The sequence below is a fragment of the Streptomyces herbicida genome (assembly GCF_032656585.1).
In the GTDB taxonomy this organism is placed as follows: Bacteria; Actinomycetota; Actinomycetes; order Streptomycetales; family Streptomycetaceae; genus Streptomyces; species Streptomyces herbicida.
In genome coordinates this window covers 39,061-63,792 of sequence record NZ_JAUYWJ010000024.1, presented here as the reverse complement: position 1 = coordinate 63,792, position 24,732 = coordinate 39,061, and the positions used below count along the sequence as shown (strand labels likewise).

Sequence of the window (24,732 nt, the reverse complement as noted above, 5' to 3'; positions counted from 1 at the left end):
CGTCCGTCCATGGCAGCTGTTTCCGATCTCGCCTTCGACCCCTGGGACCCGGCGTTCCTCGCCGATCCGTACCCGGCCTATGCCGAGCTGCGGGCGAGGGGCCGCGTGATCCACTACGAACCGACCGACCAGTGGCTGATCCCGCACCACGCGGACGTCTCGGCGCTGTTGCGGGACCGCCGCCTCGGCCGCACGTATCAGCACCGCTTCTCGCACGAGGACTTCGGCCGCACGGCACCCCCGCCGGAGCACGAGCCGTTCCACGTCCTGAACGACCACGGGATGCTCGACCTCGAACCGCCGGACCACACCCGTATCCGACGTCTGGTGTCGAAGGCGTTCACCCCGCGCACGGTGGAGCGGCTGGGGCCGTACGTCGGCGAGCTGGCCGGGGAACTGGTGTCGGCCCTCGTGGCGGCCGGCGGCGGTGACCTGCTGAAGGACGTCGCGGAGCCGCTGCCGGTCGCGGTGATCGCGGAGATGCTGGGCATCCCCGAGTCGGACCGCGCCCAGCTGCGCCCCTGGTCGGCGGACATCTGCGGGATGTACGAGCTGAACCCGTCGCAGGACACGGCGGCCAAGGCGGTCCGGGCCTCGGTGGAATTCTCCGACTACCTCCGGGAGCTGATCGGGGCCCGCCGCAAGGAGCCCGGCGAGGACCTCATCTCCGGCCTGATCGCGGCGCACGACGAGGGCGACCGGCTGACCGAGCAGGAGATGATCTCCACGGCGGTCCTGCTCCTCAACGCCGGCCACGAGGCCACGGTGAATGCGACGGTGAACGGCTGGTGGGCCCTGTTCCGCAACCCGGCCCAGCTGGCCGCCCTGCGCGCGGACCAGTCACTGATCCCCTCGGCCATCGAGGAGCTGATGCGCTACGACACCCCGCTCCAGCTCTTCGAGCGCTGGGTGCTGGACGAGATCGAGATCGACGGCACGACGATCCCGAGGGGCGCGGAGATCGCCATGCTCTTCGGCTCCGCCAACCACGACCCGGCGGTGTTCACCGCCCCCGAGAGCCTCGACCTCACCCGCGGGGACAACCCCCACATCTCCTTCAGCGCGGGCATCCACTACTGCATCGGCGCCCCGCTGGCCCGCATCGAACTGGCGGCATCGATGACGGCGTTGCTGGAGAAGGCCCCCCGCCTGAGCTTGGCGGCGGAGCCGCAGCGGAAGCCGAACTTCGTGATCCGGGGGTTGGAAGGCCTGAGCGTCGAGGTGGGGTGATCACCCGTTCGGATGATCACCGGACGATTCCGAGCGATCGTCACCGGCGGCTCGACAAGCTGGTGCCTGCCTGCGAAGGGAGGCACCATGACGGTTATGGCAGAGCGCGCGTCATCCAGGTTGTCGGTGGACATGTTCGAGCGGATCGCCGAATTCGCCGCTCGTGAGGACGAGACCGTCAGTTTCGAGTTCATCGACGGACGGATCGGGGTCAAGAAGGTGACGAACGGCAACCACGATGAGATCACGATGTGGTTGGTCTTCCAGTGCAAGCATGCGCGGCCCGAACTCACCCTCTACCCGAACCGCGGGCTGAAGGTGGGGGCGTATCGCAACGGTCGGGCCGAGCCTGACGGCGTGCTCGCGCCAGCGGGTCACTACACGGGAAAGGGCAGCTGGGCGGACCCTGACGGAGCGGTCATGGCGGTCGAGATCACGTCCTACGACTCGGACACCCACAACCGCGATCGCGTGGAGAAGCCCCGGGCATACGCCGAGGCGGGTATCCCCGTCTACTTGCTGATCGACCGTGAGAATCTCTCGATCCTGGTCCACAGCAACCCGGACCTGGAGGTCGGGTACCGAGACATCCACGTGGCCATGCTCGGTGACAAGGTCACCCTCCCCAATCCCGTGGGCATCGAGCTCGACACCGAGGAGCTCAAGCGGTACCTCGACTGAGGGCCACTCTCACGTCGTCATGTCCCGTCTCCGCAACGCCGCCAGCCCCCCGCCCACCAGGACCACCGCCACCCCCGCAAGGGTCAGTACCGGGCCCCACTGCATCTGCGCGCCCGGCAGCTTCGGAAGATGGCCGAAGGGGGACAGGCCCAGCACGATCTGCGGTGCGTTCAGGGCCGGGCCGACCCAGCCGATCAGGAGGACGGCGACCGCCACTCCCCAGGCCGCCGTCGCCGCCCGGGGCGCGACCCCGTACAGCAGGACCGCCACCCCGCCGATCACCCACACCGCCGGGAGCTGGACCAGGCAGGCGCCCAGGATCGGGGCGGTCTCCTTGCCGTGGCCGACGGCGAAGCCCAGGCCCGCCAGGAGCATGATCAGGGCCGAGCCGCCGAAGGCGATCGTCAGATGGCTCGCGGCCCAGCGCAGTCGTCCCAGCGCGCAGGCCAGCACCGGTTCCGCGCGGCCCGAGGTCTCCTCGCCGTGCAGGCGCAGTACCGAGGCGACGACATACAGGGACGCGATCAGCCCGAGCATGCCGACCATCGCCGCGAGGAACGCGTCCGTGAGAGCGCTCTGGCCGCCCATCCGCTCGAAGATCTGCCGTGCCTGGTCGTTGCCGCGGACCAGCTCGGCCGCGCCGTCGGTCAGCCCGCCGTAGACGACCCCGGCCAGGAAGAAGCCGATCGACCAGCCGAACACGCTGCCACGCTGCAGCCGCCAGGCCAGCGCGCCCGCCGTGCCGAGGCGGCCGCCCGCCGGACCGGGCCGTGTGGGCAGGAAGCTCATGCCGACGTCCCTGCGCCCGGCGAGGCCGTAGGCGAGCGCGCCCTGCGCGGCTACCGCGGCCGCGAACAGCAGCAGCACCCACCACCGTTCGTCCGCGAAGGACCGCTGGTTCTCCAGCCAGCCGAGCGGCGACAGCCATGTCAGCACCGAGGATCCGTCGTCCGTCGCCGAGTCGCCCGCCGCGCGCAGGACGAAGGCCGCCCCGAGGACCGCCGCGGTCAGCCCCCGGGCGAGGCGGGCGCTCTCCGTCAGCTGGGCGACGATCGCCGCCATCGTGGCGAAGACCATGCCGGCCCCGGCGAGGCCGAGGCCGAAGGACACGGCGCCCGAAGCTCCCTGCCCGGCCAGCCCGGCCATGACCAGCAGCGCCAGTACGGCATTCGCGACGGCCGCCGCCAGCAGCGCCGCCGTGAGGGAGGCCCGGCGGCCCACCATCCCCGACGCCACCAGTTCCTGCCGGCCGCTCTCCTCCTCGTCCCGGGTGTGCCGAATGACGACCAGCAGGCTCATCACGGCCGCGAGCGCGGCGGCGTACACGCCCACGCGCCAGGCCGTCAGCGCGCCGATCGAGGTGTCGAAGACCGGGCCGATCAGGGCGCGGAACGAGGCGTTGGCCTCCATCTGCCGTACCAGATCGGCGCGTTCGGCCGTGGTGCCGTACAGGTTCTTCAGGGTGCCCGGCATGGAGAGGACCATGAGCGCGTTCACCGTGACGAAGACCGGGATCATCACCCGGTCGCGGCGCAGGGCGAAGCGCAACAGGGTTCCGGTGCCCGCCAGTTGGCGGGTTCCGCCACGCGTTCGTACCGCGAGCGTGGTCATTGCGACACCTCGTCCTGGTAGTGGCGCAGGAACAGTTCCTCGAGCGTGGGCGGGATCGAGGTGAGGGACCGAACGCCCGACTCGCTCAGCTGCCGCAGCACGGCGTCCAGCTTGTCGGTGTCCACCTGGAGGCGGACGCGGCGGCCCTGCACATCGAGGTCGTGCACGCCGGGGAGGTGGGACAACCCGTTGGGCGGCCCGGTGAGTTCGGCGCTGACGCTCGTGCGGGTGAGGTGGCGCAGGTCGGCCAGTGAGCCGCTCTCGACCGTCCGGCCGTTGCGGATGATGCTCACCCGGTCGCAGAGCTCCTCGACCTCGCTCAGGATGTGCGAGGACAGCAGGATCGTGCGGCCGCGGTCGCGCTCCTCCTCCACACAGCGCTGGAAGACCTCCTCCATCAGGGGGTCCAGACCCGAGGTCGGCTCGTCCAGGATCAGCAGGTCGACGTCCGAGGCGAAGGCGGCGACCAGGGCGACCTTCTGCCGGTTGCCCTTGGAGTACGTGCGGCCCTTCTTGGTGGGGTCCAGCTCGAACCGCTCGGTCAGCTCTGCCCGGCGCGCCTTGTCGAGGCGGCCGCGCAGCCGGCCGTACAGGTCGATGACCTCGCCACCGGAGAGGTTGCGCCACAGCGTGACGTCGCCGGGGACATAGGCGATCCGGCGGTGCACCTCCACGGCGTCCGCCCAGGGGTCGCGGCCCAGTACCTGCGCGGCGCCCGAGTCGGCGCGCAGCAGGCCGAGCAGAACCCGGATGGTGGTGGACTTCCCGGCGCCGTTGGGGCCGAGGAAGCCGTGGACCTCTCCGGTCGCGACGTCCAGGTCGAGGCCGTCCAGGGCGTGGGTCCGACCGAAGGACTTGTGCAGTCCGGAGACGGTGATTGCCTTCGTCATGGCTCAGAACGTACGCTTCTTTCAGAAATTTGTGAAGTTAAGGAAGTGTATGAAGCTCGGATAGGATGCGGTCATGACGGAATCAGCCGGTACGGAGCGTGACCCGGAGGCGGTGTCGAAGTTCGTCGAGTCCTTCGCGGCACAGCTCGTCGAGGCCGGGATGCAGCGCATGCCGGCCCGGATCTTCGCCGCGCTCCTGTCCTCCGACGCGGGCGCGATGAGCTCCGCCGAACTGGGGGAACAGCTCCAGGTGAGCCCCGCCGCGGTCTCCGGCGCGGTGCGTTACCTGGCGCAGCAGCACATGGTGTCCCGCGAGCGTGAGCCCGGTTCGCGGCGCGAGCGCTACCGGGTGCACAGCAACCAGTGGTACGAGGCCCTGACCAATCGTGAGGCGGTCATCAAGCGGTGGGAGGGCGCCCTGCGCGAGGGGGTCGTCAGCCTCGGCGCGGACACCCCGGCGGGCCGCCGCATGGCCGAGACGCTCGCCTTCTTCGAGTTCGTCGACGGCGAGATCGCGGCCATGATGGAGCGCTGGCGGGCGCACCGGGAGCAGCTCTTCGGGCAGGACTGAGCCCGCACCGGCCTGTCAGGCCCCCGCCCGCTGGGGCACCGTGAGCCCCCAGGCCCCCTCCACGACCTGCCACGTCCGCCTGCGTACCGGGCCCGCCACCTCGGCGTCCGCCCGGTACCGGAAGTCCGGTCCGGCCACGGTCACGGTCCTCCCGGAGGCGCGCAGCGGGGACGCCTCCGCGCCCACCGACGCCGGCCGCACCTCGACCTCGGCCAGGCCGGCCAGTCCGGCCGAGCCGGTCGTCACCGAGACCCCCTCCACCGGCTGGTCCAGGTCGACGAGCGTCACCCCGTCGACCTCCACCCGCAGCCGCGCGGGCCCGGGGCCGGGCACGGAGGTGGCGAGCCGGGAGGGGCGGGCGCCCAGCGTCCGTACGAGGGAGCGGTATGTCGTGCGCAGCCACGGGCGGCCGGGAGCCGCGGGGACCGGCTCCAGCGGCGCGGCCTGTCGCACCTGCACCGGCGGGATCCGCAGCGCGCCGAGCACCACTCCGTCGCTGTCGTCCACCAGCAGGTCCATGCGCCGCTCGACCCCGTCGAGTACGGCCCGCGCCGCGGCCACCGCCCCCGTCGGCACCCCCAGGGTCTCCGCCAGCGCCAGCGCGCCCCCCACCGGCACCACCGACAGCACACATCCGGCCAGCTCCCGCTGCCGGTGCAGCAGGGACACCGCCCGGACCAGCGCCCGGTCGTCGCCGACCACCACGGGGCGGCGGGAGCCGCGCCGCGCCAGCGCGCGAGCGAATTCCTCCGGCCCCTCGGGCAGGCACACCTTGGTGGTCGCACCTGCGCTGAGCACGTCTTTCGCGATCCGTACCGACTCGCCGTCCGTCCGCCGGGCGACCGGGTCGATGACCACCAGCAGCTGATCGGACGTCGCGAAGGTCGCCACCTCGGTCCTGCCTCGCTTCCTCGGGTAGCATCTTTGTGCAAGAGCCCCTTGCGCTATTGCGCCAGGGGCTTCGTCTATTCCGGGGCATCCGGTCCGACGGTTGTGCGACCAACGGCGGTCGCAGTGGTACGCGGCGGTGAACCTTACGCCTACGCCCCTGACCTTGGACATGCCCCGCCCGGAAGGGGTGTACGCGCGTGCCCGCACTTGTGCTGCTCGGTGCTCAGTGGGGTGACGAAGGCAAGGGGAAGGCCACCGATCTGCTCGGTGGCTCGGTGGACTATGTCGTTCGCTACCAAGGCGGCAACAACGCCGGCCACACGGTGGTCGTCGGCGACCAGAAGTATGCACTCCACCTCCTCCCTTCCGGAATCCTCTCTCCCGGCTGTACGCCGGTCATCGGAAACGGCGTCGTCGTCGACCCGTCGGTCCTGCTCTCCGAGCTGAGCGGTCTGAACGAGCGCGGCGTCGACACGTCGAAGCTCATGATCAGCGGTAACGCGCACATCATCACCCCGTACAACGTCACGGTCGACAAGGTGACGGAACGCTTCCTCGGAAAGCGGAAGATCGGGACGACGGGGCGCGGTATCGGTCCGACCTACGCGGACAAGATCAACCGCGTCGGGATCCGGGTCCAGGACCTGTACGACGAGTCGATCCTGGAGCAGAAGGTCGAGGCGGCCCTCGACGTCAAGAACCAGATCCTCACCAAGCTGTACAACCGGCGCGCCATCGCGGTCGACCAGGTGGTCGAGGAACTGCTCGGCTACGCCGACAAGCTCGCCCCGTACGTCGCCGACACGGTCCTGGTCCTCAACCAGGCCCTGGAGGAGAACAAGGTCGTCCTGTTCGAGGGCGGCCAGGGCACGCTGCTGGACATCGACCACGGCACGTACCCGTTCGTCACCTCCTCGAACCCGACCGCGGGCGGTGCGTGCACCGGTGCCGGTGTCGGTCCGACGAAGATCAGCCGGGTCATCGGCATCCTCAAGGCGTACACCACCCGCGTCGGCGCCGGTCCGTTCCCGACCGAGCTCTTCGACGAGGACGGCGACGCGCTGCGCCGCATCGGCGGTGAGCGGGGTGTGACGACGGGCCGCGACCGCCGCTGCGGCTGGTTCGACGCGGTGATCGCCCGCTACGCGACCCGGGTGAACGGCCTGACCGACTTCTTCCTCACCAAGCTGGACGTCCTGACCGGCTGGGAGCAGATCCCGGTGTGCGTGGCGTACGAGATCGACGGCAAGCGCGTCGAGGAGCTGCCGTACTCGCAGAGCGACTTCCACCACGCGAAGCCGATCTACGAGACCCTCCCGGGCTGGTCCGAGGACATCACCAAGGCGAAGTCCTTCTCCGACCTCCCGAAGAACGCCCAGAACTACGTCAAGGCGCTGGAGGAGATGTCCGGCGCCCCGATCTCCGCGATCGGCGTGGGCCCGGGCCGCGACGAGACGATCGAGATCAACTCGTTCCTCTGAGCCCACCCACAGGCGACGCCCTCAGCCGGCCCCGGCGGCCGACTGGGGGCGTGCGTCGTTTCCGGGACGGGGCGAAGGGGGGCGGGGACGGGGGTCCCGGGCGCCCGGCGAGCGCCGGGTCCCCGCCCGCGCTCCGTTCCCGCGCTCCGTTCCCGCGCTCCGCTCCCCGGCTCCGCACCCGCCCCGGCTCCGCACCCGCCCCCGCTCCGCACCCGCCCCCGCCCCCGCACCGCGCCCCCGCTCCGCGCCCCCCGGCAGGATCCCCCGGACACCGGACACCGGACACCGGACACCGGACACCGGACACCGGACACCGGACACCGGACCGCCGGAGGGCCGGGACGCGTGCGGCCGCCACCTCGCGGGCGAACCGGCGCTGGTCCAGGTGTGACGGGTCGTCATGGGGCGGACGCCGCCGGGCCGGGAGCCATTCCAGAACTTGACCTGGACATGGCCTGCCCCTGGTTCACGGTGCGCGGGCTCGCGAGAAGCATCTACGCGGGTAGCCCCGCACGCCGCACGCTCACGATCGCGCCACTCACGCCTCCAGGAGCCTTGAATGCCCGCCCACCCCATGAACCGCAGGCAGTTCATGCACACGTCGGCCGCAACCGGTGCCGCCGTGGCCGCCGCAGGGACCGTCGGCCTGGCCGCCGCGCCCGCCCGGGCCGCCGACCAGCAGTCCGAAAAGGGGCCGCGTACCTGGTCGTTCTCCATCCTCGGCACCACCGACCTGCACAGCCACGTCTTCGACTGGGACTACTACAAGGACGCGGCCTACTCGGACAGCAAGGGCAACTCCGTCGGTGTCGCCCGCGTCGCCACCCTCATCAAGCAGCAGCGCGAGGCCAAGGGCGAGGAGCGCGTGCTGCTCGTCGACGCCGGCGACATCATCCAGGGCACCTCGCTGGCCTACTACTTCGCCCGCGTCGACCCGATCACAGGGACCGACGGCAAGCGGGGCCCCAGGCATCCGATGGCCGTGGCGATGAACCACATGCGCTACGACGCCGCCGCCCTCGGCAACCACGAGTTCAACTACGGCATCGACGTGCTGCGCAAGTTTGAGAGCCAGTGCCACTTCCCGCTGCTCGGCGCCAACGCGCTGGACGCGAAGACGCTGCGGCCCGCCTTCGCGCCGTACACCGTGAAGCGGATCTGCGTCCCCGGCGCGCCCGACATCAAGGTCGGCATCCTCGGGCTCACCAACCCGGGCATCGCCCTGTGGGACAAGGACAACGTCAGCGGGAAGATGGTCTTCCCGGGGCTGGTGGAGCAGGCGAAGAAGTACGTGCCGCGGCTGCGTGCCCTCGGCTGTGACGTCGTCTTCCTCACCGACCACTCCGGCCTCGACGGCTCCTCCTCCTACGGCGACGAGCTGCCGTACGTCGAGAACGCCTCCAACCTCGTCGCCCAGCAGGTCCCGGGCATCGACGCGATCCTCGTCGGGCACACCCATGTCGAGGTGCCGTCGTACACCGTCAAGAACGAGGAGACCGGCGAGGACGTGCTCCTCTCCGAGCCGTACTGCTGGGGCTACCGGCTCAGCGTCTTCGACTTCGAGGTCGAGCTGCACCACGGCCGGTGGAAGGTCACGGGCAAGACGGCCCAGACCCTCAACCCGAACACCGTGGCCGAGGACCCGGAGATCAGCAAGCTCCTGGAGGCCGATCACGAGCTGGTCGTGAAGTACGTCAACACGGCCGTCGGCACCTGCACCGCGGACCTCTCGGCGGCGGAGTCCTGCTGGAAGGACGTGCCCATCATGGACTTCATCCACGAGGTCCAGATGCAGACCGTGAAGGCGGGCCTGTCGGCGTCGGACGCGGCCCTCCCGCTCATCTCGGTCGCCGCGCCGTTCTCCCGCACGGCCGACATCCCGCAGGGCGATGTGACCATCAAGGACATCGCGGGCCTCTACATCTACGACAACACCCTCTACGGCAAGAAGCTCACGGGCGCCCAGCTCAAGGACTACCTGGAGTACGCGGCGAAGTACTACCACCAGGTGCCGAGCGGGACGGCGGTGAACACCGCCACCCTCACCAACGCCAACAACTTCTGGGACTACATGTACGACACCGCGGCGGGCGTCTCCTACGAGATCGACATCGCCCAGGCCGAGGGTTCGAGGATCAAGAACCTCACCTACAACGGCACCGCGGTCGCCGACGACCAGGTCTTCGTCGTCGCGGTCAACAACTACCGCGCCAACGGCGGTTCGGGATACCCGCACATCGCCTCGGCCGGCATCGCCTACAGCTCCACCAACGAGATCCGCCAGCTGATGATCGACTACGTCGTGGCCAAGGGCACCCTGGACCCGGCCGGCTTCGCGGTCACCAACTGGAAGCTGACGCAGGCGGGTACGCCGGTGTTCTGATCCCGGGCGGTCCCGGCGGCACACGGCGCCGCCGGGATCACCTCAGGGAGAGGTAGAGCAGGAACCCGACGTGGGTGAGGTGGAAGAGGCCCATGCAGATCCACTGAACCGGTCGCATCCAGCTTGTGGTCCATGCCGGAAATACCAGGTCGGAAGCCATCATTCCGGCCCGCATCCGATGTGATGCCCGTGCCGGGCGGCGGTCAGCTGAAGACGATCATCGACCCCTGTGCCAGGCTCCGGGTCGCCGCCGCGTGCAGCCCCAGCCAGACGTGCCGTTCGCGCGCGAAGGGGCTGGGATCGTACGGCGCCGGGACGGCCGGCTCCTCCAACTCCGTGGGGGCGCGCGGAGGTTCCGGTGCGGCCGGCGGGTTGGCCGGATCGATGCCGATGGACGGCGCGACGAACTCCAGCTCCCGCAGCAACGTCTGGGAGGAGCCCAGGGGACCGCCGCTCGCCAGCAGCTCGTCGTTCGACAGCGGGTTGGGGAAGTCGACCGGGACATAGGCGCCCGCGTGGTCGTAGTGCCAGACCAGGTGCGACTGCTGGGCGGTGGACTCGAACATCTCCAGGAGCTGCTCGTAGTCGCCGCCCAGCTCGTCCACCGGCGTCACCGGCAGCCCGCACATCTGGAGGAGATAGACCCGGCGCAGGAAGTGCAGCGCGTCGTAGTCGAAGCCGGCCACCGGGGCGACCTCGCCGGACAGGCCCGGCATGTACTGGTACACCGGCACCGGCGGGAGTCCGGCTTCGGCGAGCACCTTGTTGTATTGCGCGAGTTCCTCGGCGAACGGGTTGTCCGGGGTGTGGCACAGGACGTCCACGAGCGGCACCAGCCACAGGTCACAGGCCAAAGAGAGCTCCTCGCATCAGCACGCGTACACGCATTGCAGGGTGGTCAGGGAAGGGTAGTCGGTGCGGCGCAGGCTCAGTCCCCCTCGTGCAGGTCCCATACCCACACACCGTGCGTCCACTTTCCGGTACGGCCGGTGAGCTTGTGCAGGGCCGTGCGCAGCTTGTCGTCATTTGGCTGGGGTGCGACCACCAGGACGCCCGCCTTCCAGTAGGCGAAGTCCCGCCTGGCCTGCGCCTGCCAGTTCTTGCCGATGACCGGGACCACGCCCGTCCAGCGCACGTCCCGGAGCATGTCGGAGGTGTAGCGCGGGGAGGCGCCGTAGATGCCGATACGGTCCTCCCCGTACGGGCCGTTGAAGTAGCCGCCCGGGAGTCTGAAGCCCAGATGGGCGGCCGTCTGCCAGTGCAGGGCCTCCGCGGCGCCGGAGTCGGGCAGCGGCACGGGGACGAGCGACTCGCCCTTGCGGACGTACGACTTCCAGGTCCCGTCCGTGAAGAACGCCGGCACCGCGGCACGCTGCTCGGACTTCAGCGGCGCCGGGACGAGCGGGGCCAGGGCGAGCAGGACCCCGAGGAAGCCGAAGTACATCGTGCCCACGGCACGGGTCGCCACCAGCCGCTCCACCGCGATCGCCAGCAGCATGCCCAGCGCCGGGGCGCAGACCATCGCCACCCGGCCCTCGATCACCGACTCGAACAGCGGCTTGTCCGCCAGCAGGGCCCAGGGGCCGGGGTAGACGGTGTCGGTGAGCGGGATGCGGATCTTCGGGCCGAGGGAGAGCACCGCGGCGGCCACCGTGGTGAACGCCAGCGCCTTGACCAGGGTCTGCTCCCACAGCCGTACGACGATCGCGAAGGCCAGGGCGACCAGTGGCCAGCCGTAGAACGCGTTCTGCTCGGTGGGGTTGAGGGAGAGGGAGTTCGCCATCTGTGCGTCGCCCGCGAACAGTGAGCGCTCGGCGAAGGCGATCAGGGAGAGGGGGCTGTTGCCCGCGTTGTCGCCGTGCAGGACGCTCCGATAGCTCTGCGGGCCGGTGAACTGCCAGTACAGGGGATAGGCGACGAGGGGGAGACAGACCGCCGCGCCGATCAGCAGGCCCTTCAGCAGCGGCCGCCAGGCCTCCCGTGCCACGTCCAGCCGTACGACCGCGTAGGCGGCAGCGAACAGGGTCATGCCAAGCGCGGCGAGCAAAAAAGGTTCCTCGCCCAGGAAGACCTGATAGGCGGCCATCAGGCCGAGCACGATCCCGTCCCGCACCACCCGCGTGCCCGCGCACAGACGCAGGGCGCGGTCGATGATCAGCGGGATCATGAACAGGATCACGAAGTTGGGGTGCGCGTTGGCGTGGCTGACCATCGGGGGCGCGAAGGCGGCCAGCGAGGCGCCCAGGAAGGCGGCCGCCCGCTGCCGTACGACACGTTTCACGATCAGCCAGTACCAGGCGGCCGCGGTCGCGGCCAGGCCCAGCGTCATGCAGACGCTCAGCGCGACCGCGGGGCCCGCGGCCAGGGTGAGCGGCGCGAAGGGGACGGACAGGCCCAGCATGACCGTGTTGGCCATCAGGTTCACGCCGTCGGGAAAGCCCTGGAGATCGGTGAAGAGGGGGTTGCGCAGATGGGCCACGTTGTCAGCGGTCACCGCGAAGAACCACTCCCACTGGTTCTGGTCCTGGAGGGAGTCGGGGAGGTAGCGGTGGTCCGGGTCGAAGACACGGCCCGAGTAGAGGGCCACCGCCAGCAGCAGGAAGAGGATGGTGACCAGGAGGTCGGCGGGGCGCACGGCGCGGGCTCTGAGCCGGGCCAGGTCGGTGAGGACGCGGGCGTAGTCGAGGGGGCCGACCTTCGAGCCGGGCTGGTGGCTCCAGCGGACCGGGACTTCGGTGACGGGCCAGTCGGAGCGGTGGAAGTGCTGGAGCACCTCCACGTCTATGCCCCAGCCGTCGAGCCGGGAGGCGGCGAAGGCCTCACGGGCCCGGTCGCCCTCGAAGAGTTTGAAACCGCACTGGGTGTCCCGTATGCCCGGCACGGCCGTCGCGCGTATCAGGAAGTTCCCGGCACGGCCGAGCAGTTCGCGCAGCCGGTGCTGACGGTTGTCGATCGCCGCACCGGGCACCGAACGCGAGCCGATCGCCGCCGCGTGCCCCTCGCTGAGCGCCTTGTCGAGCCGCTCCAGCTCCTCTATGGGCGCCGCCAGGTCGGCGTCGGTGACCAGCACCCGGTGGCCGCGCGAGGCCGCGACCCCGAGGCGCAGGGCGCTGCCCTTGCCGCGGTTGCGGTCACTGGTGACGAGCCGGACCCGTGGGTGCGCTAATGCCGGTGTCTGGCGGGTGCCGTCGGTCGACCCGTCGTCGGCGACGATCACCTCCCACTCGCCCCAGCGGCCTTGGTTGTCGCTCAGATAGGCCGTGACGGCCTCGAGGGTGGGGCCGAGACGCTCTTCTTCGTTGTAGGCGGGGACGACGACGGAGAGGTCGACCGCCTCGGGGCGGCGGCCGCTCATCCGGCGGCCAGCCGCTCGATGAGGGCGAGGGCGTGCGCGTTGTACCCGGCGACGATCGCGCGGGCGCCCCCGGGGTCCCGGCGGGTCAGGGCGTCCACCAGTTCGGTGTGCCGGGACCACAGGCTGCCGCGCAGGTCGGGCAGGCGGCGCAGGTGCTGCACCGCGCACACCCAGGACTGGACGCGCAGCCGGTTCAGGAAGTCGGCGAGATAGGGGTTGCCGAACAGGGCGCCGAGCTCGCGCCAGAAGCGCAGGTCGTAGCCGATCAGCACGGTCAGGTCACCGGCGGCGGACGCGCGCTGGGCCTCCTCGCCGCGTCGGCGGACCGCGGCGAGGGCTGCCGCCGTACGGGGCTCCTCGGGGTTCGCGAACGGCTTGCGGCCGTCGACGAGGGCCTGGAACATGCCGTCGGTGACCAGGCTGCGCGCCTCGATCATGCCGCGGTAGTCGTCGAGCGAGTACTCCGGGACGCGGAAGCCGCGGTGCTGGTCCGCCTCCAGGATGCCCTGCGCGGACAGGTCGACCAGCGCCTCGCGGACCGGCGTCGCCGAGACCCCGTACTGCTCGGCGATCTCCTTCACCGTGAACGCCCGGCCCGGCTGGAGCCGGCCGGCCAGCACCTCGTCACGGAGGGCGTCCGCGATCTGCTGCCGCAGCGTACTGCGGGTGACGGCGCCGTTGCCGGGCATGGTCGGGGGCTCTCCTCACGCGTATGGGTGACGTGCTCGTCCATATCTACGAGCACGTCACCTTACGCGTTCGAGTTCCCCCTGGTGAGCTTCGGTGTTGCGGTCCTCACTCACACCGTGTATTCGTCGGCCACGCTCAGCGCGGCGTCCAGCGCCGCAAGGCCCTCCTTCAGCTCGGCCTCGGTCACATTGCAGGGCGGGACGACGTGGGTGCGGTTCATGTTGATGAAGGGCCACAGGCCGCGCTTCTTCGCGGCGGCACCGAAGGCGGCCATCGGCGCGTTCGCCTCGCCCGCCGCGTTGTACGGCACCAGCGGCTCCCGGGTCTCCCGGTTCTTCACCAGGTCGAGGGCCCAGAACATGCCCACACCGCGCACCTCGCCGACGCTCGGGTGCCGCTCGGCCAGCGCGCGCAGGCCCGGCTCGACGACGCTCGCGCCCAGGTCCTTCGCGCCCGCGACGACGCCCTCCTCCGCCATCACGTTGATGGTCGCGACGGCGGCGGCGCAGGCCAGCGGATGGCCGGAGTACGTCAGGCCGCCCGGGTAGGCCCGCTTGCCGAAGGTCTCCGCGATCTTCCCGGAGATGGCGACACCGCCGAGCGGCACATAACCGGAGTTGACGCCCTTGGCGAAGGTCATCAGGTCGGGTACGACGTCGAACAGATCGGCCGCGAACCACTCACCGGTGCGTCCGAACCCGGCCATGACCTCGTCCAGGATGAACACGATGCCGTACTTGTCGCACAGCTCCCGCACGCCTGCGAGGTAGCCGGGCGGCGGAACCATGATCCCCGCGGTGCCCGGGATCGTCTCCAGGACGATCGCGGCGATGGTGCCCGGCCCCTCGAAGGCGATCGTCGTCTCCAGGTGCTCCAGGGCACGCGCGCACTCCTGCTCCTCGGTCTCCGCGTAGAAGCGGGAGCGGTAGAGGAACGGAGCCCAGAAGTGGACGACACCGGCGGTGGCGTTGTCGGAGGCCCAGCGGCGGGGGTCGCCGGTGATGTTCACCGCCTGCTGCGTACCACCGTGGTACGAGCGGTACGCCGACAGCACCTTCGCGCGGCCCGTGTGCAGCCGGGCCATGCGCACCGCGTGCTCGATGGCGTCCGCGCCGCCGTTGGTGAAGAAGATCTTGTCCAGGTCGCCCGGCGTCCGCTCGGCGATCAGCCGGGCCGCCTCCGAGCGCGCCTCGACGGCGAAGGCGGGCGCGAAGGTGGTCAGGTGTGCGGCCTGCTCCTGGATCGCGGCGACGATCTTCGGGTGCTGGTAGCCGATGTTGGTGTAGACGAGCCCGCTCGTGAAGTCGAGGTAGCGCTTGCCGTCGTAGTCCCAGAAGTACGACCCCTCGGCGCCGGCGACGGCGAGCGGGTCTATGAGCTCCTGGGCGGACCAGGAGTGGAAGACGTGTGCACGGTCCGCGGCCTTCACGGCGGCGCCGGCTTCGGGGTTCGGCTGAGGGGTCATGCGGGCGAGCGTAAATGTCCGCGATGCGAACGCGATATCGGCGTCCTGTTCCCTGGTCGGGGGGTTTCCGCGACAGATTGTCTGTTACGGAACCGTAGACACCGCCCCGCGCGACCTCCCACACGACCGCACTATTCTCGGTCCGTTGCACACCTACGGGGGGAAGGCGGCGCAGCCATGGAGAAGCTCGGACCCGGTGACCCGCAGCGCATCGGGGCGTACCGGCTGCTGGCGCGGCTCGGCGCGGGCGGCATGGGGCATGTGTATCTGGCCCGGTCGGAGCGGGGCCGTACCGTCGCCGTGAAGCTGGTGCGCGAGGAGCTCGCCGAGCAGGAGGAGTTCCGGGCGCGGTTCCGGCAGGAGGTGCAGGCCGCGCGCCGGGTCGGCGGTCACTGGACCGCCCCCGTGCTGGACGCGGACACCGAGGCCGCGGTGCCGTGGGTGGCCACCGGGTATGTCGCCGGACCCAGCCTCCAGCAGGTCGTCGGGCACGACCACGGCGCACTGCCCGAGCGTTCGGTACGGATCCTGGCGGCCGGGCTCGCGCACGCGCTCAAGGACATCCACGCCGCCGGGATCGTGCACCGGGACCTCAAGCCGTCCAATGTGCTGGTGACCATCGACGGGCCGCGCGTCATCGACTTCGGCATCGCGCGGGCGCTGGAGACCCTGGCCGGGGACGGGCTCACCCGCACCGGCTCCCTGGTCGGCTCGCCCGGCTTCATGGCGCCCGAGCAGGTGCGCGGCGATCGGATCACGCCCGCCTGCGACGTCTTCTGCCTCGGCTCCGTGCTCGCCTACGCGGCGACCGGCAAGCTCCCCTTCGGGGCCGCCAACAGCGGGGTGCACGCCCTGATGTTCCGGATCGCCCAGGAGGAGCCCGACCTGGAGGGCGTGCCCGAGGGCGTCGCCGACCTGGTGCGCGACTGTCTGAAGAAGGACCCGGCCGCCCGGCCGACGCTGGGCCGGATCCTGGAGCGCACCGGCGCCGAGGACACGGTGTCCGGAGGGCGCTCGCGGGATCCGTGGCTGCCGGGGGCGCTGGTGGCCCAGCTGGGGCGGCACGCGGTGCAGCTGCTGGAGGCCGAGGACCCGGAGGCGGCGGCGGAGGGCCCGGCGGGGGAGGACTCCCGGCCGGCCCCGGCCGCGCCTGCGCCCGGCGCGCCTGCACCCGGCGCGCCTGCGCCCGGGGGCGCGCCCGCGCCCGGCTCTCCCGCGCCCGCGCCCGGCCCCGGCGGGGACCGGATGCCCGACCCCACCCCCGCGTGGATCCACCAGCAGACCCCCGCGCCCGGCTCGCCCCCCGAGCATCCCCCCGCTCCCGGCTCGTCCCCCGAGCACGCCCCCGCCTCCGACGACGCCTCCGTGCCGCCCCCGCCCGGGGACCCACGACCGTCCGGCGGGCCGGGGGTGAACCACCTGCCCACGATGGTCGCGGGCCAGACGCCCCCGCCGGGGGCGCCCCCGTCCCACCCGGCGTACGGCTACCCGCAGCAGCACCCGCAGCAGCATCCGCAGCCCTCCGCCTACGGCTATCCGCAGCAGCCCGGCGCCGGTGCCTGGCCCGGTTCCGGGCAGCCGTACAACCCGTACGCGGGCGGCATCGGCTCGACCCCGCCGTACGGCCCGCCGCCGATGGGCTCCACACCGCCGTACGGACCCGCTGGCATTCCGCCGCGGGAGCCGCGCCAGAGCGGCCGGTCCACGGCGCTCCTCGTGGTGATCGCGCTGGTCGTCGCGCTCGCCGCGGGCGGCTCGGTGTACGCGCTGATGAAGGGCGGCGGCAGCGACGACAAGGGCGGGAGCACCGTCTCCCCCGGCCCCACCACCGGCGCGCCCACGACCACAGGACCGACCACCTCCGGGCCCGCCCCGACCACCTCGCAGCCCACCTCCTCGGCACCGTCGGACGGCGCGATCCCGGCCGGGTACCTGGGGACCTGGGAGACGTCGATCGACAACTCCACCGGGCACAACACCCGTGAGCTGACCATCCAGCAGGGTGACGTGGGGGACACGGTCCTCACGCTCGTCGCCGACGGGCCCATCGTGGGCGGCGGCAGCTACCACTGTGTCTTCACCGCGAAGCTGTCCGAACAGCCCAGCGGCAACGGCCCGTTGGAGATCGGCCCGTCCACCGTCTCCTCCGGCGAGCCGCTCTCGTCCTGCTCGCCCGGCGAGGCCACCGAGGTCACGCTGCTGTCGGACGGACGGCTGCGGCGGGCGAAGCAGGGCAACGGGGAGAGCCTGACCTACACGAAGCAGTGAAGCGGTGAGGGCCAACTCCCCTTTTCTGTGGGGTCGTTGAACGCCCGGCGAACTTCAGCCCACGAGCCCGGATTGTCCCCTCGGGCGCACGTACTGTGACCCCACCATTCGACTCCGGGGAGTTGCGGGGGCACCCACATGGAGTGGCTGAGTGCGGAGAACGTGGTGGCCGTGGGGACGGCGGTGCTCGGTATCGCCGCGTCCGCCGGCATGGTCTGGTACGAGCGCCGGGTGCCGCGCCGCAAGCGGATCGGCTACCGCGTGCAGATGGACAACCCGATCGGCGACGACGTCCGTTCGGGCCGCGCCAACCGACGCCTGGGCCTCTTCGACGAGGCCCCGGTCATGGCGGACGCCACGCTCGTCCTGCTCCGCGTGGAGAACGACGGCTCGCAGGGCATCGACCGCGACGACTACACCAGTCCCGAACGGCACGGACTGACCGCGGTGTTCACCGACCGCACCGTCCGGGGCGTGTCGGTCACCCAGCCGACCGACACCGACCATCTGATGGATCACTTCACCCCCGAGCGGGGGTTCGGCTACGAGGGCAACGCCCTGCGCATCCCGCGGGTCCCGCTCAACAGGGGTGACCACTTCAAGCTGCTCGTCCTGCTGTCCGGCGGGGACGTGGGCCGGGAGATCCGGCTCATCGGGGGGATCCGGGAGGGCGAGGTCCACCCCAACCGCAGCGCCACACCCGACGACAAGCCGCCCCTGTTCAGCCGGGCCTCCCGGCTGATCACCATCATGCTCACGGTCTGTGTCGTCACGCTCGCCACCATCGTCGTGGCCCGGGACGACACCCCGCCGCCGATCGGCTGCGAGAAGGGCAGGCTGACGGTCACCGGTTCGACGGCCTTCGCACCCGTGCTGCGGGAGGTGGCTCAGAAGTACGAAGCGGACTGCGAGGGTTCGACGATCACGGTGGACCCGCACGGCTCCACCGCCGGAGTCCGGGAGCTGGAGGCCACCGGCGCCGAGTGGAAGAAGAGGGGCTCCCCGCCGCTGGTCGCCCTCTCGGACGGCCCCAAGCCCAGCGACATGCCGGAGCTGCGCGAGAGCAGGGTGGCGGTGTCGGTCTTCGCGCTGGTCGTGAACAACGACGTGATCCTGAAGAACCTGTCGGCGAAGGACGTACGACGCCTGTACCGCGGCGAGATCACCAACTGGCGGCAGCTCGGCGGCCCGGACCTGCCGGTCCACCTGGTCAGCAGGGACGCCAACTCCGGGACGCGGCAGGTCTTCCAGCGGCGGGTGCTGGGCCGGGGCGAGATCGCCAACTCCTCCGTCGACTGCGTGCACAAGGACGACGCGTCGGCCCCGGTGACCCGCTGCGAGCTGGACTCCACCGACCAGGTCCTGACGGAGGTGGCCAAGCTCCCGGGCGCCGTCGGCTACAGCGAACTGAACCTGGCCACCCGGGCCAAGGGCCTCCACGTCCTCCGCCTCGACGGCAACGAGCCCTCGGTGGACGCGATCGAACACGGCCGGAGCGCGTACCCCTACCGGGAGATCGAGTACGCCTACACCTACGGCCAGCCCCCGGCGGACTCCCTGGTCTCGAGCTTCCTGACGTACCTCTCGCGAGGAAACGGCCAGGACGTGATCCGCACCCACGGCCACATCCCGTGCTGGACCCCGGAGGGCATGAAACTCTGCGGCTGACACAGCCGCCGCCGCAACTGCGGGCAATCGTGCCCCGCAAACGCCAGGGCGCGCGCCCACCCCCGCCCAGCCCCAGCACAGGGCACCTCGTCAGCACCGGACGTGGAACAGACCCCGGCACCCGCTACCGCGGCTCCGGCGGCCGCTGCCGAGGCATATTGGGCCGGGCGGCAGCCCCCGGGGGCAGCGGAAACCGCCCCGGCAACCCCCCCGAGTCCACCCGCCCCCCGGAACTCGCCACAGCCGCCTGGATCCCCAACGGCGCGGACCCGGTCCGGAACTCCACCATCCAGTCGGCCGTCTCGACCCGCACCAGCTCCGTCACGTCCTCGGAGAACCGCCGCAGCACCGCCAGACACCGCTCGGTGGCCTCACTCGCCGTCCCCTCGGCCGGCCCCAGAACCTCCCGCACGCACTCCGACGCCCAGTCGAACTGCAGCACCTGCAACCGCCGCTGCACGGCCTGCGCGGTGGCGACGTCCCTTATCCATCCCGACGTGACCCCGAAGAACCGGTCGACACCGACACACGCCACCGCGACCGTCAGCGCCAGATACCCCCATGGCGCACCCCCGCCGAGCACCCCGGCCAGATCCAGCAGCGGCAGCATGCTCCCGCACACGGCCCCCGTAGCCGCCCCCGCCCGCAGCGCCCGCGCCCCGCGCCGCTTCCACACCCGGTCCGCGAGATACCAGGCCGCCGTCTCCAGAGCACCCCGCTCCACCCACCGGTACAGCTCGTCCAGCCGCTCGGCCGGCTCCCCCCAGTCCCCGAGCGGAAACATCCGCCCGGTCAGGTCGCCCGGCCGCAGCCCGGCCGCCCCCTCGCCCCGCTCGTCCTGAGGCGGACCCTCGGGCTGCATTTCCGGCTGACCCACCCGGCACTCCCTACTGATCGCGACCGGTCACGTTGAGTGACATCTGGATGCTGACGCGCGGCACCAGTCCTACCGCCCAATGGGTGGCGAAGGCGAAGCTTTCGCCTCTTTTCCGCCCGGAAGGAGGTCTTGATCAGGTATAGGACTCACGGCAATCTCACTCGAAAGAGTGGCGGGGCGATGGCTGCGTGGACCACGTAGGCTCGTGCACAACGGAGAACAACGAGAACCGAACCAGGAGCTGATCGTGATTCCCGGTGGTGGCCAGCCCAATATGCAGCAGCTGCTCCAGCAGGCCCAGAAGATGCAGCAGGACCTGGCGAAGGCCCAGGAGGAACTGGCGAACACGGAGGTCGACGGTCAGTCGGGCGGCGGCCTCGTGAAGGCCACGGTCACCGGCGCCGGCGAGCTGCGCGGCCTCGTGATCGACCCCAAGGCGGTGGACCCCGCGGACACCGAGACTCTCGCCGACCTGATCGTCGCGGCCGTCCAGGCGGCCAACGAGAACGCGCAGACCCTCCAGCAGCAGAAGCTCGGCCCGCTGGCCCAGGGTCTGGGCGGCGGAAGCGGCATCCCCGGCCTGCCTTTCTAAGACAGGCCGCGGCCAACTACGGTACGTACTGGAAGACTCCAGGAAGGGCAGTCCGTTGTACGAAGGCGTGGTCCAGGACCTGATCGACGAGCTGGGGCGGCTGCCCGGCGTCGGTCCCAAGAGCGCGCAGCGGATCGCCTTCCACATCCTGCAGGCCGAGCCGACGGACGTACGGCGCCTGGCCCAGGCCCTCCTGGAGGTGAAGGCGAAGGTCCGCTTCTGCGCGACCTGCGGCAACGTCGCGCAGGAGGAGCTGTGCGCGGTCTGCCGTGACCCCCGCCGCGACCAGTCGGTCATCTGCGTGGTCGAGGAGCCCAAGGACGTGGTCGCGATCGAGCGCACCCGTGAGTTCCGGGGCCGCTACCACGTCCTCGGCGGCGCGATCAGCCCGATCGAGGGCGTGGGTCCCGACGATCTCCGCATACGGGAACTCCTGGCCCGTCTGGCCGACGGAACGGTCACCGAACTGATCCTGGCCACGGATCCCAATCTCGAAGGCGAGGCGACGGCCACGTACCTCGCCCGCATGATCAAACCCATGGGCCTCAAGGTCACCCGCCTGGCCAGCGGCCTCCCGGTGGGTGGCGACCTGGAATACGCGGACGAGGTCACTCTCGGCCGCGCCTTCGAGGGGAGACGACTCCTAGATGTCTGACGCCACGCTGCACGCCACGACGCAGAACCCGGACGACTTCGCGGTCCAGATCGCGGATCAGGTCGAGAGTTTCCTGGTGGCCGTCACGGAGGTCGCGAAGGGCGACGAGCCGGACTCGGCGGTTCCCTTCCTCCTCCTGGAGGTTTCCCAACTGCTGCTGGCCGGGGGCCGGCTCGGCGCGCACGAGGACATCGTCCCCGACGAGCGCTATGAGCCCGACCCCGGTTTCGAGCCGGACGTCGACGAACTCCGCGAGAACCTGGCCCGCCTGCTGGAGCCGATCGACGTCTACTCGGAGGTCTTCGACCCCTACGAGCCCCGCACGGCCCCGGTCCCGGCCCGTATCTCCGACGACCTCGCGGACGTCATCACCGACCTGCGCCACGGCATGGTCCATTACCGCGCGGGCCGCACCACCGAGGCCCTGTGGTGGTGGCAGTTCTCCTACTTCTCCAACTGGGGCTCGACGGCCTCGGCCACGCTCCGCGCCCTGCACTCCGTCCTCGCCCACGTCCGCCTCAACCAGCCCCTGGAGGAGCTGAACGGCCTGGACACCGACCAGAGCGTGGGCGACGACACCCTGGAGTTCGAGGCGGGCAAGGTGATGGAGCAGGAAATCGCGGGCCCCCTCGGCATGCGGCCGGCCCACTGAGGTCCGTCATGGTGCAGCTGTCCCCACCCTCACCCCGCTCTGCCGGGGGCATGAAGCCCATGTCACACCCATCACTTGCGTTTCATTGGGCAGGGAAGTCCTTGAGCGGGTGACCGGACATCTCACGATGCGGTTCCCCGGAGGTAAATTTCGGACGCTCGTTAGACTGAGCGGGCAATCGACGGACTGAGCGAGGAGCGCACGTGGGCCTTGTCGTGCAGAAGTACGGAGGCTCCTCCGTAGCCGATGCCGAGGGCATCAAGCGCGTCGCCAAGCGGATCGTGGAAGCGAAGAAGAACGGCAACCAGGTGGTTGTCGTGGTTTCCGCGATGGGCGACACGACGGACGAGCTGATCGATCTCGCCGAGCAGGTATCCCCCATGCCTGCGGGGCGTGAGTTCGACATGCTGCTGACCGCCGGAGAGAGGATCTCCATGGCCCTGCTGGCCATGGCGATCAAAAACCTGGGCCACGAGGCCCAGTCCTTCACCGGCAGCCAGGCAGGCGTCATCACCGACTCGGTCCACAACAAAGCCCGGATCATCGACGTCACGCCGGGCCGGATCCGGGACTCCCTGGACAAGGGCAACATCGCGATCGTCGCCGGGTTCCAGGGCGTCAGCCAGGACAAGAAGGACATCACCACGCTCGGGCGCGGCGGGTCCGACACCACGGCGGTGGCCCTCGCGGCCGCTCTGGACGCCGAGGTCTGCGAGATCTACACCGACGTCGACGGCGTGTTCACCGCCGACCCGCGTGTGGTGAAGAAGGCGAAGAAGATCGACTGGATCTCCTTCGAGGACATGCTGGAGCTCGCGTCCTCCGGCTCCAAGGTGCTGCTCCACCGCTGCGTGGAGTACGCGCGCCGTTACAACATCCCGATCCACGTCCGCTCCTCCTTCAGCGGGCTGCAGGGTACGTGGGTCAGCAGCGAGCCGATCGAGCAAGGGGACAAGAAGGTGGAGCAGGCCATCATCTCCGGTGTCGCGCACGACACCTCCGAGGCCAAGATCACGGTCGTCGGCGTGCCGGACAAGCCGGGCGAGGCCGCCGCGATCTTCCGCGCCATCGCCGATGCCGAGATCAACATCGACATGGTCGTGCAGAACGTGTCCGCCGCCTCCACCGGCCTGACGGACATCTCCTTCACCCTGCCGAAGACCGAGGGCCGCAAGGCCATCGACGCCCTGGAGAAGAACAAGGGCGGTATCGGCTTCGACTCGCTGCGCTACGACGACCAGATCGGCAAGATCTCCCTCGTCGGCGCGGGCATGAAGACCAATCCGGGCGTCACCGCCTCCTTCTTCGAGGCGCTGTCCGACGCGGGCGTGAACATCGAGCTGATCTCCACCTCGGAGATCCGTATCTCGGTCGTCACCCGCGCCGACGACGTGCCGGAGGCCGTCCGGGCCGTGCACACCGCCTTCGGGCTCGACTCCGACACCGACGAGGCCGTCGTCTACGGAGGCACCGGCCGCTGATGGCCGCGACCGGACCGACCGTACGTCCGACGCTCGCGGTCGTGGGAGCGACCGGGGCCGTCGGTACGGTCATGCTCCAGATCCTGTCCCAGCGCAAGGACGTCTGGGGCGAGATCCGCCTGATCGCCTCCCCGCGCTCGGCCGGCCGCAAGCTGGCCGTGCGCGGCGAGGAGGTCGAGGTGGTGGCCCTGTCGGAGGAGGCCTTCGACGGGGTCGACGTCGCCATGTTCGACGTGCCCGACGAGGTCGCCGCGCAGTGGGCGCCGATCGCCGCGGCCAAGGGCGTGGTGGTGGTCGACAACTCCGGCGCCTTCCGGATGGACCCGGAGGTGCCGCTCGTGGTGCCCGAGGTCAATCCGCACTGCGCCCGTCGCCGGCCGCGCGGGATCATCTCCAACCCCAACTGCACGACCCTGTCGATGATCGTCGCCCTGGGCGCGCTGCACGCCGAGTTCGGGCTGCGCGAGCTGGTGGTGTCGTCGTACCAGGCGGTGAGCGGGGCGGGCCGTGCCGGTGTCGAGACCCTGCGGGCCCAGCTGTCCCTGGTGGCCGGTACGGAGCTGGGGACCAGCCCCGGTGACGTACGCCGGGCCGTGGGGGACAACACCGGGCCGTTCCCGGAGCCGGTCGCGCTGAACGTCGTACCGTGGGCCGGGTCGCTCAGGGAGGACGGCTGGTCGTCGGAGGAGATGAAGGTGCGGGACGAGTCCCGCAAGATCCTCGGACTGCCGAAGCTGCCGGTGGCCGTGACGTGTGTGCGCGTGCCGGTGATCACCACGCACTCCCTCACCGTCCACGCCCGCTTCCAGGGCGAGGTCACCGTGGACGGCGCCCGCGAGATCCTCGCCACGGCGCCCGGTGTCGTCCTCTTCGACGATCCGGCCGCCGGTGAGTTCCCCACCCCCGCCGATGTGGTGGGGACCGACCCGACCTGGGTCGGACGGCTGCGGCGGGCGCTCGACGACCCCACCGCCCTCGAACTCTTCGTATGCGGGGACAACCTGCGCAAAGGTGCCGCGCTGAACACCGCGCAGATCGCGGAGCTGGTGGCGGCCGAGTTCTCGTGACGCCGCACGGGGTGTCGTGATGCCCACATCGCACCGGAAAACCCGTGGCTGGGAGCGGATCCATTTGTAGGATCTGTGTAAGACACATGTGGTCCGGATAATGGTCCGGACCACTTGATCCGGGCCCCCTCGGCGTCCGAAGATTTCTCTCCCCGCTCTCCCGCAACCGCGCGAAGGGCGGGGAGCGTCTTTGCGGACGCCCTTCCGGGGCGTGGGGACGCGAT

Annotated in this window: 20 protein-coding genes; 12 read left to right on the top strand and 8 right to left on the bottom strand. The window is 70.6% G+C overall.

Annotated elements, in window-relative coordinates:
- The first annotated feature begins 9 nt into the window (after nt 1-9).
- Together Q8A52_RS38355 and Q8A52_RS38350 are read left to right on the top strand one after the other, a co-directional pair.
- Nucleotides 10-1,230, top strand: coding sequence for a cytochrome P450 (locus Q8A52_RS38355; protein ID WP_316760359.1), 1,221 nt, complete (start codon nt 10-12; stop codon nt 1,228-1,230).
- An 87-nt stretch (nt 1,231-1,317) separates the two neighbouring features.
- Nucleotides 1,318-1,911 carry a Uma2 family endonuclease gene (locus tag Q8A52_RS38350; protein ID WP_316760563.1) on the top strand — a complete coding sequence of 198 codons (594 nt, stop codon included), beginning with the start codon at nt 1,318-1,320 and terminating at the stop codon, nt 1,909-1,911.
- 9 nt (nt 1,912-1,920) lie between these two features.
- On the opposite strand, the gene Q8A52_RS38345 is transcribed toward Q8A52_RS38350, so the two are convergent.
- Nucleotides 1,921-3,522, bottom strand: a complete 1,602-nt coding sequence (locus Q8A52_RS38345; protein ID WP_316760357.1) for an ABC transporter permease — start codon at nt 3,520-3,522, stop codon at nt 1,921-1,923.
- Entirely contained in the window at nt 3,519-4,412 is an 894-nt protein-coding gene (locus Q8A52_RS38340) for an ABC transporter ATP-binding protein (RefSeq protein WP_316760355.1), read from the bottom strand. The genes Q8A52_RS38345 and Q8A52_RS38340 overlap by 4 nt, the downstream gene beginning before the upstream one ends.
- A 73-nt stretch (nt 4,413-4,485) precedes the next feature.
- Here Q8A52_RS38340 and Q8A52_RS38335 point away from each other — a divergent pair, with 73 nt between their 5' ends.
- The gene (locus Q8A52_RS38335; RefSeq protein WP_316760353.1) at nt 4,486-4,983 is read left to right on the top strand and encodes a GbsR/MarR family transcriptional regulator; all 498 of its coding nucleotides are present in this window, start codon (nt 4,486-4,488) and stop codon (nt 4,981-4,983) included.
- Between the two features lie 15 nt (nt 4,984-4,998).
- Here Q8A52_RS38335 and Q8A52_RS38330 read toward each other — a convergent pair whose 3' ends face one another.
- A complete protein-coding gene (locus Q8A52_RS38330; RefSeq protein ID WP_316760351.1) occupies nt 4,999-5,874 on the bottom strand; it encodes a diacylglycerol kinase family protein in 876 nt (291 codons plus the stop codon).
- A gap of 197 nt (nt 5,875-6,071) precedes the next feature.
- Here Q8A52_RS38330 and Q8A52_RS38325 point away from each other — a divergent pair, with 197 nt between their 5' ends.
- Nucleotides 6,072-7,355, top strand: a complete 1,284-nt coding sequence (locus Q8A52_RS38325) for an adenylosuccinate synthase (protein WP_316760349.1) — start codon at nt 6,072-6,074, stop codon at nt 7,353-7,355.
- A 559-nt stretch (nt 7,356-7,914) separates the two neighbouring features.
- Complete coding sequence (locus tag Q8A52_RS38320; RefSeq protein ID WP_316760347.1) at nt 7,915-9,738, top strand: bifunctional metallophosphatase/5'-nucleotidase; 1,824 nt, start codon at nt 7,915-7,917, stop codon at nt 9,736-9,738.
- Between the two features lie 203 nt (nt 9,739-9,941).
- Here Q8A52_RS38320 and Q8A52_RS38315 read toward each other — a convergent pair whose 3' ends face one another.
- The 4 genes from Q8A52_RS38315 to Q8A52_RS38300 form a co-directional block, all read right to left on the bottom strand.
- On the bottom strand, nt 9,942-10,592 hold the full coding sequence (locus Q8A52_RS38315) for a hypothetical protein (protein ID WP_316760345.1): 651 nt from the start codon (nt 10,590-10,592) through the stop codon (nt 9,942-9,944).
- 74 nt (nt 10,593-10,666) lie between these two features.
- Nucleotides 10,667-13,093 carry a dolichyl-phosphate beta-glucosyltransferase gene (locus Q8A52_RS38310; protein ID WP_316760342.1) on the bottom strand — a complete coding sequence of 809 codons (2,427 nt, stop codon included), beginning with the start codon at nt 13,091-13,093 and terminating at the stop codon, nt 10,667-10,669.
- A complete protein-coding gene (locus Q8A52_RS38305; protein ID WP_316760340.1) occupies nt 13,090-13,782 on the bottom strand; it encodes a GntR family transcriptional regulator in 693 nt (230 codons plus the stop codon). The genes Q8A52_RS38310 and Q8A52_RS38305 overlap by 4 nt, the downstream gene beginning before the upstream one ends.
- A gap of 110 nt (nt 13,783-13,892) precedes the next feature.
- On the bottom strand, nt 13,893-15,248 hold the full coding sequence (locus Q8A52_RS38300; RefSeq protein ID WP_316760338.1) for an aspartate aminotransferase family protein: 1,356 nt from the start codon (nt 15,246-15,248) through the stop codon (nt 13,893-13,895).
- A gap of 177 nt (nt 15,249-15,425) precedes the next feature.
- On the opposite strand from Q8A52_RS38300, the gene Q8A52_RS38295 reads away from it, so the two are divergent.
- Entirely contained in the window at nt 15,426-17,516 is a 2,091-nt protein-coding gene (locus tag Q8A52_RS38295) for a serine/threonine-protein kinase (protein WP_316760336.1), read from the top strand.
- 138 nt (nt 17,517-17,654) lie between these two features.
- Nucleotides 17,655-19,184: a substrate-binding domain-containing protein gene (locus Q8A52_RS38290; protein WP_316760334.1), complete on the top strand. Its 1,530-nt coding sequence runs from the start codon at nt 17,655-17,657 to the stop codon at nt 19,182-19,184.
- A 124-nt stretch (nt 19,185-19,308) separates the two neighbouring features.
- Here Q8A52_RS38290 and Q8A52_RS38285 read toward each other — a convergent pair whose 3' ends face one another.
- Nucleotides 19,309-20,061 carry an SLATT domain-containing protein gene (locus Q8A52_RS38285; protein ID WP_316760332.1) on the bottom strand — a complete coding sequence of 251 codons (753 nt, stop codon included), beginning with the start codon at nt 20,059-20,061 and terminating at the stop codon, nt 19,309-19,311.
- A 247-nt stretch (nt 20,062-20,308) separates the two neighbouring features.
- Between Q8A52_RS38285 and Q8A52_RS38280 the strand changes: the two genes are divergently transcribed.
- From Q8A52_RS38280 to Q8A52_RS38260, 5 genes are all read left to right on the top strand, one after another.
- Nucleotides 20,309-20,653 carry a YbaB/EbfC family nucleoid-associated protein gene (locus Q8A52_RS38280; protein ID WP_316760330.1) on the top strand — a complete coding sequence of 115 codons (345 nt, stop codon included), beginning with the start codon at nt 20,309-20,311 and terminating at the stop codon, nt 20,651-20,653.
- A 55-nt stretch (nt 20,654-20,708) separates the two neighbouring features.
- Nucleotides 20,709-21,308, top strand: a complete 600-nt coding sequence (recR, locus tag Q8A52_RS38275; RefSeq protein WP_235460829.1) for a recombination mediator RecR — start codon at nt 20,709-20,711, stop codon at nt 21,306-21,308.
- Nucleotides 21,301-21,960: a DUF5063 domain-containing protein gene (locus tag Q8A52_RS38270; protein WP_316760324.1), complete on the top strand. Its 660-nt coding sequence runs from the start codon at nt 21,301-21,303 to the stop codon at nt 21,958-21,960. The genes recR and Q8A52_RS38270 overlap by 8 nt, the downstream gene beginning before the upstream one ends.
- A 203-nt stretch (nt 21,961-22,163) precedes the next feature.
- Nucleotides 22,164-23,441: an aspartate kinase gene (locus Q8A52_RS38265; RefSeq protein ID WP_316760322.1), complete on the top strand. Its 1,278-nt coding sequence runs from the start codon at nt 22,164-22,166 to the stop codon at nt 23,439-23,441.
- Nucleotides 23,441-24,508: an aspartate-semialdehyde dehydrogenase gene (locus Q8A52_RS38260; protein WP_316760320.1), complete on the top strand. Its 1,068-nt coding sequence runs from the start codon at nt 23,441-23,443 to the stop codon at nt 24,506-24,508. The genes Q8A52_RS38265 and Q8A52_RS38260 overlap by 1 nt, the downstream gene beginning before the upstream one ends.
- Nucleotides 24,509-24,732: the final 224 nt, after the last annotated feature.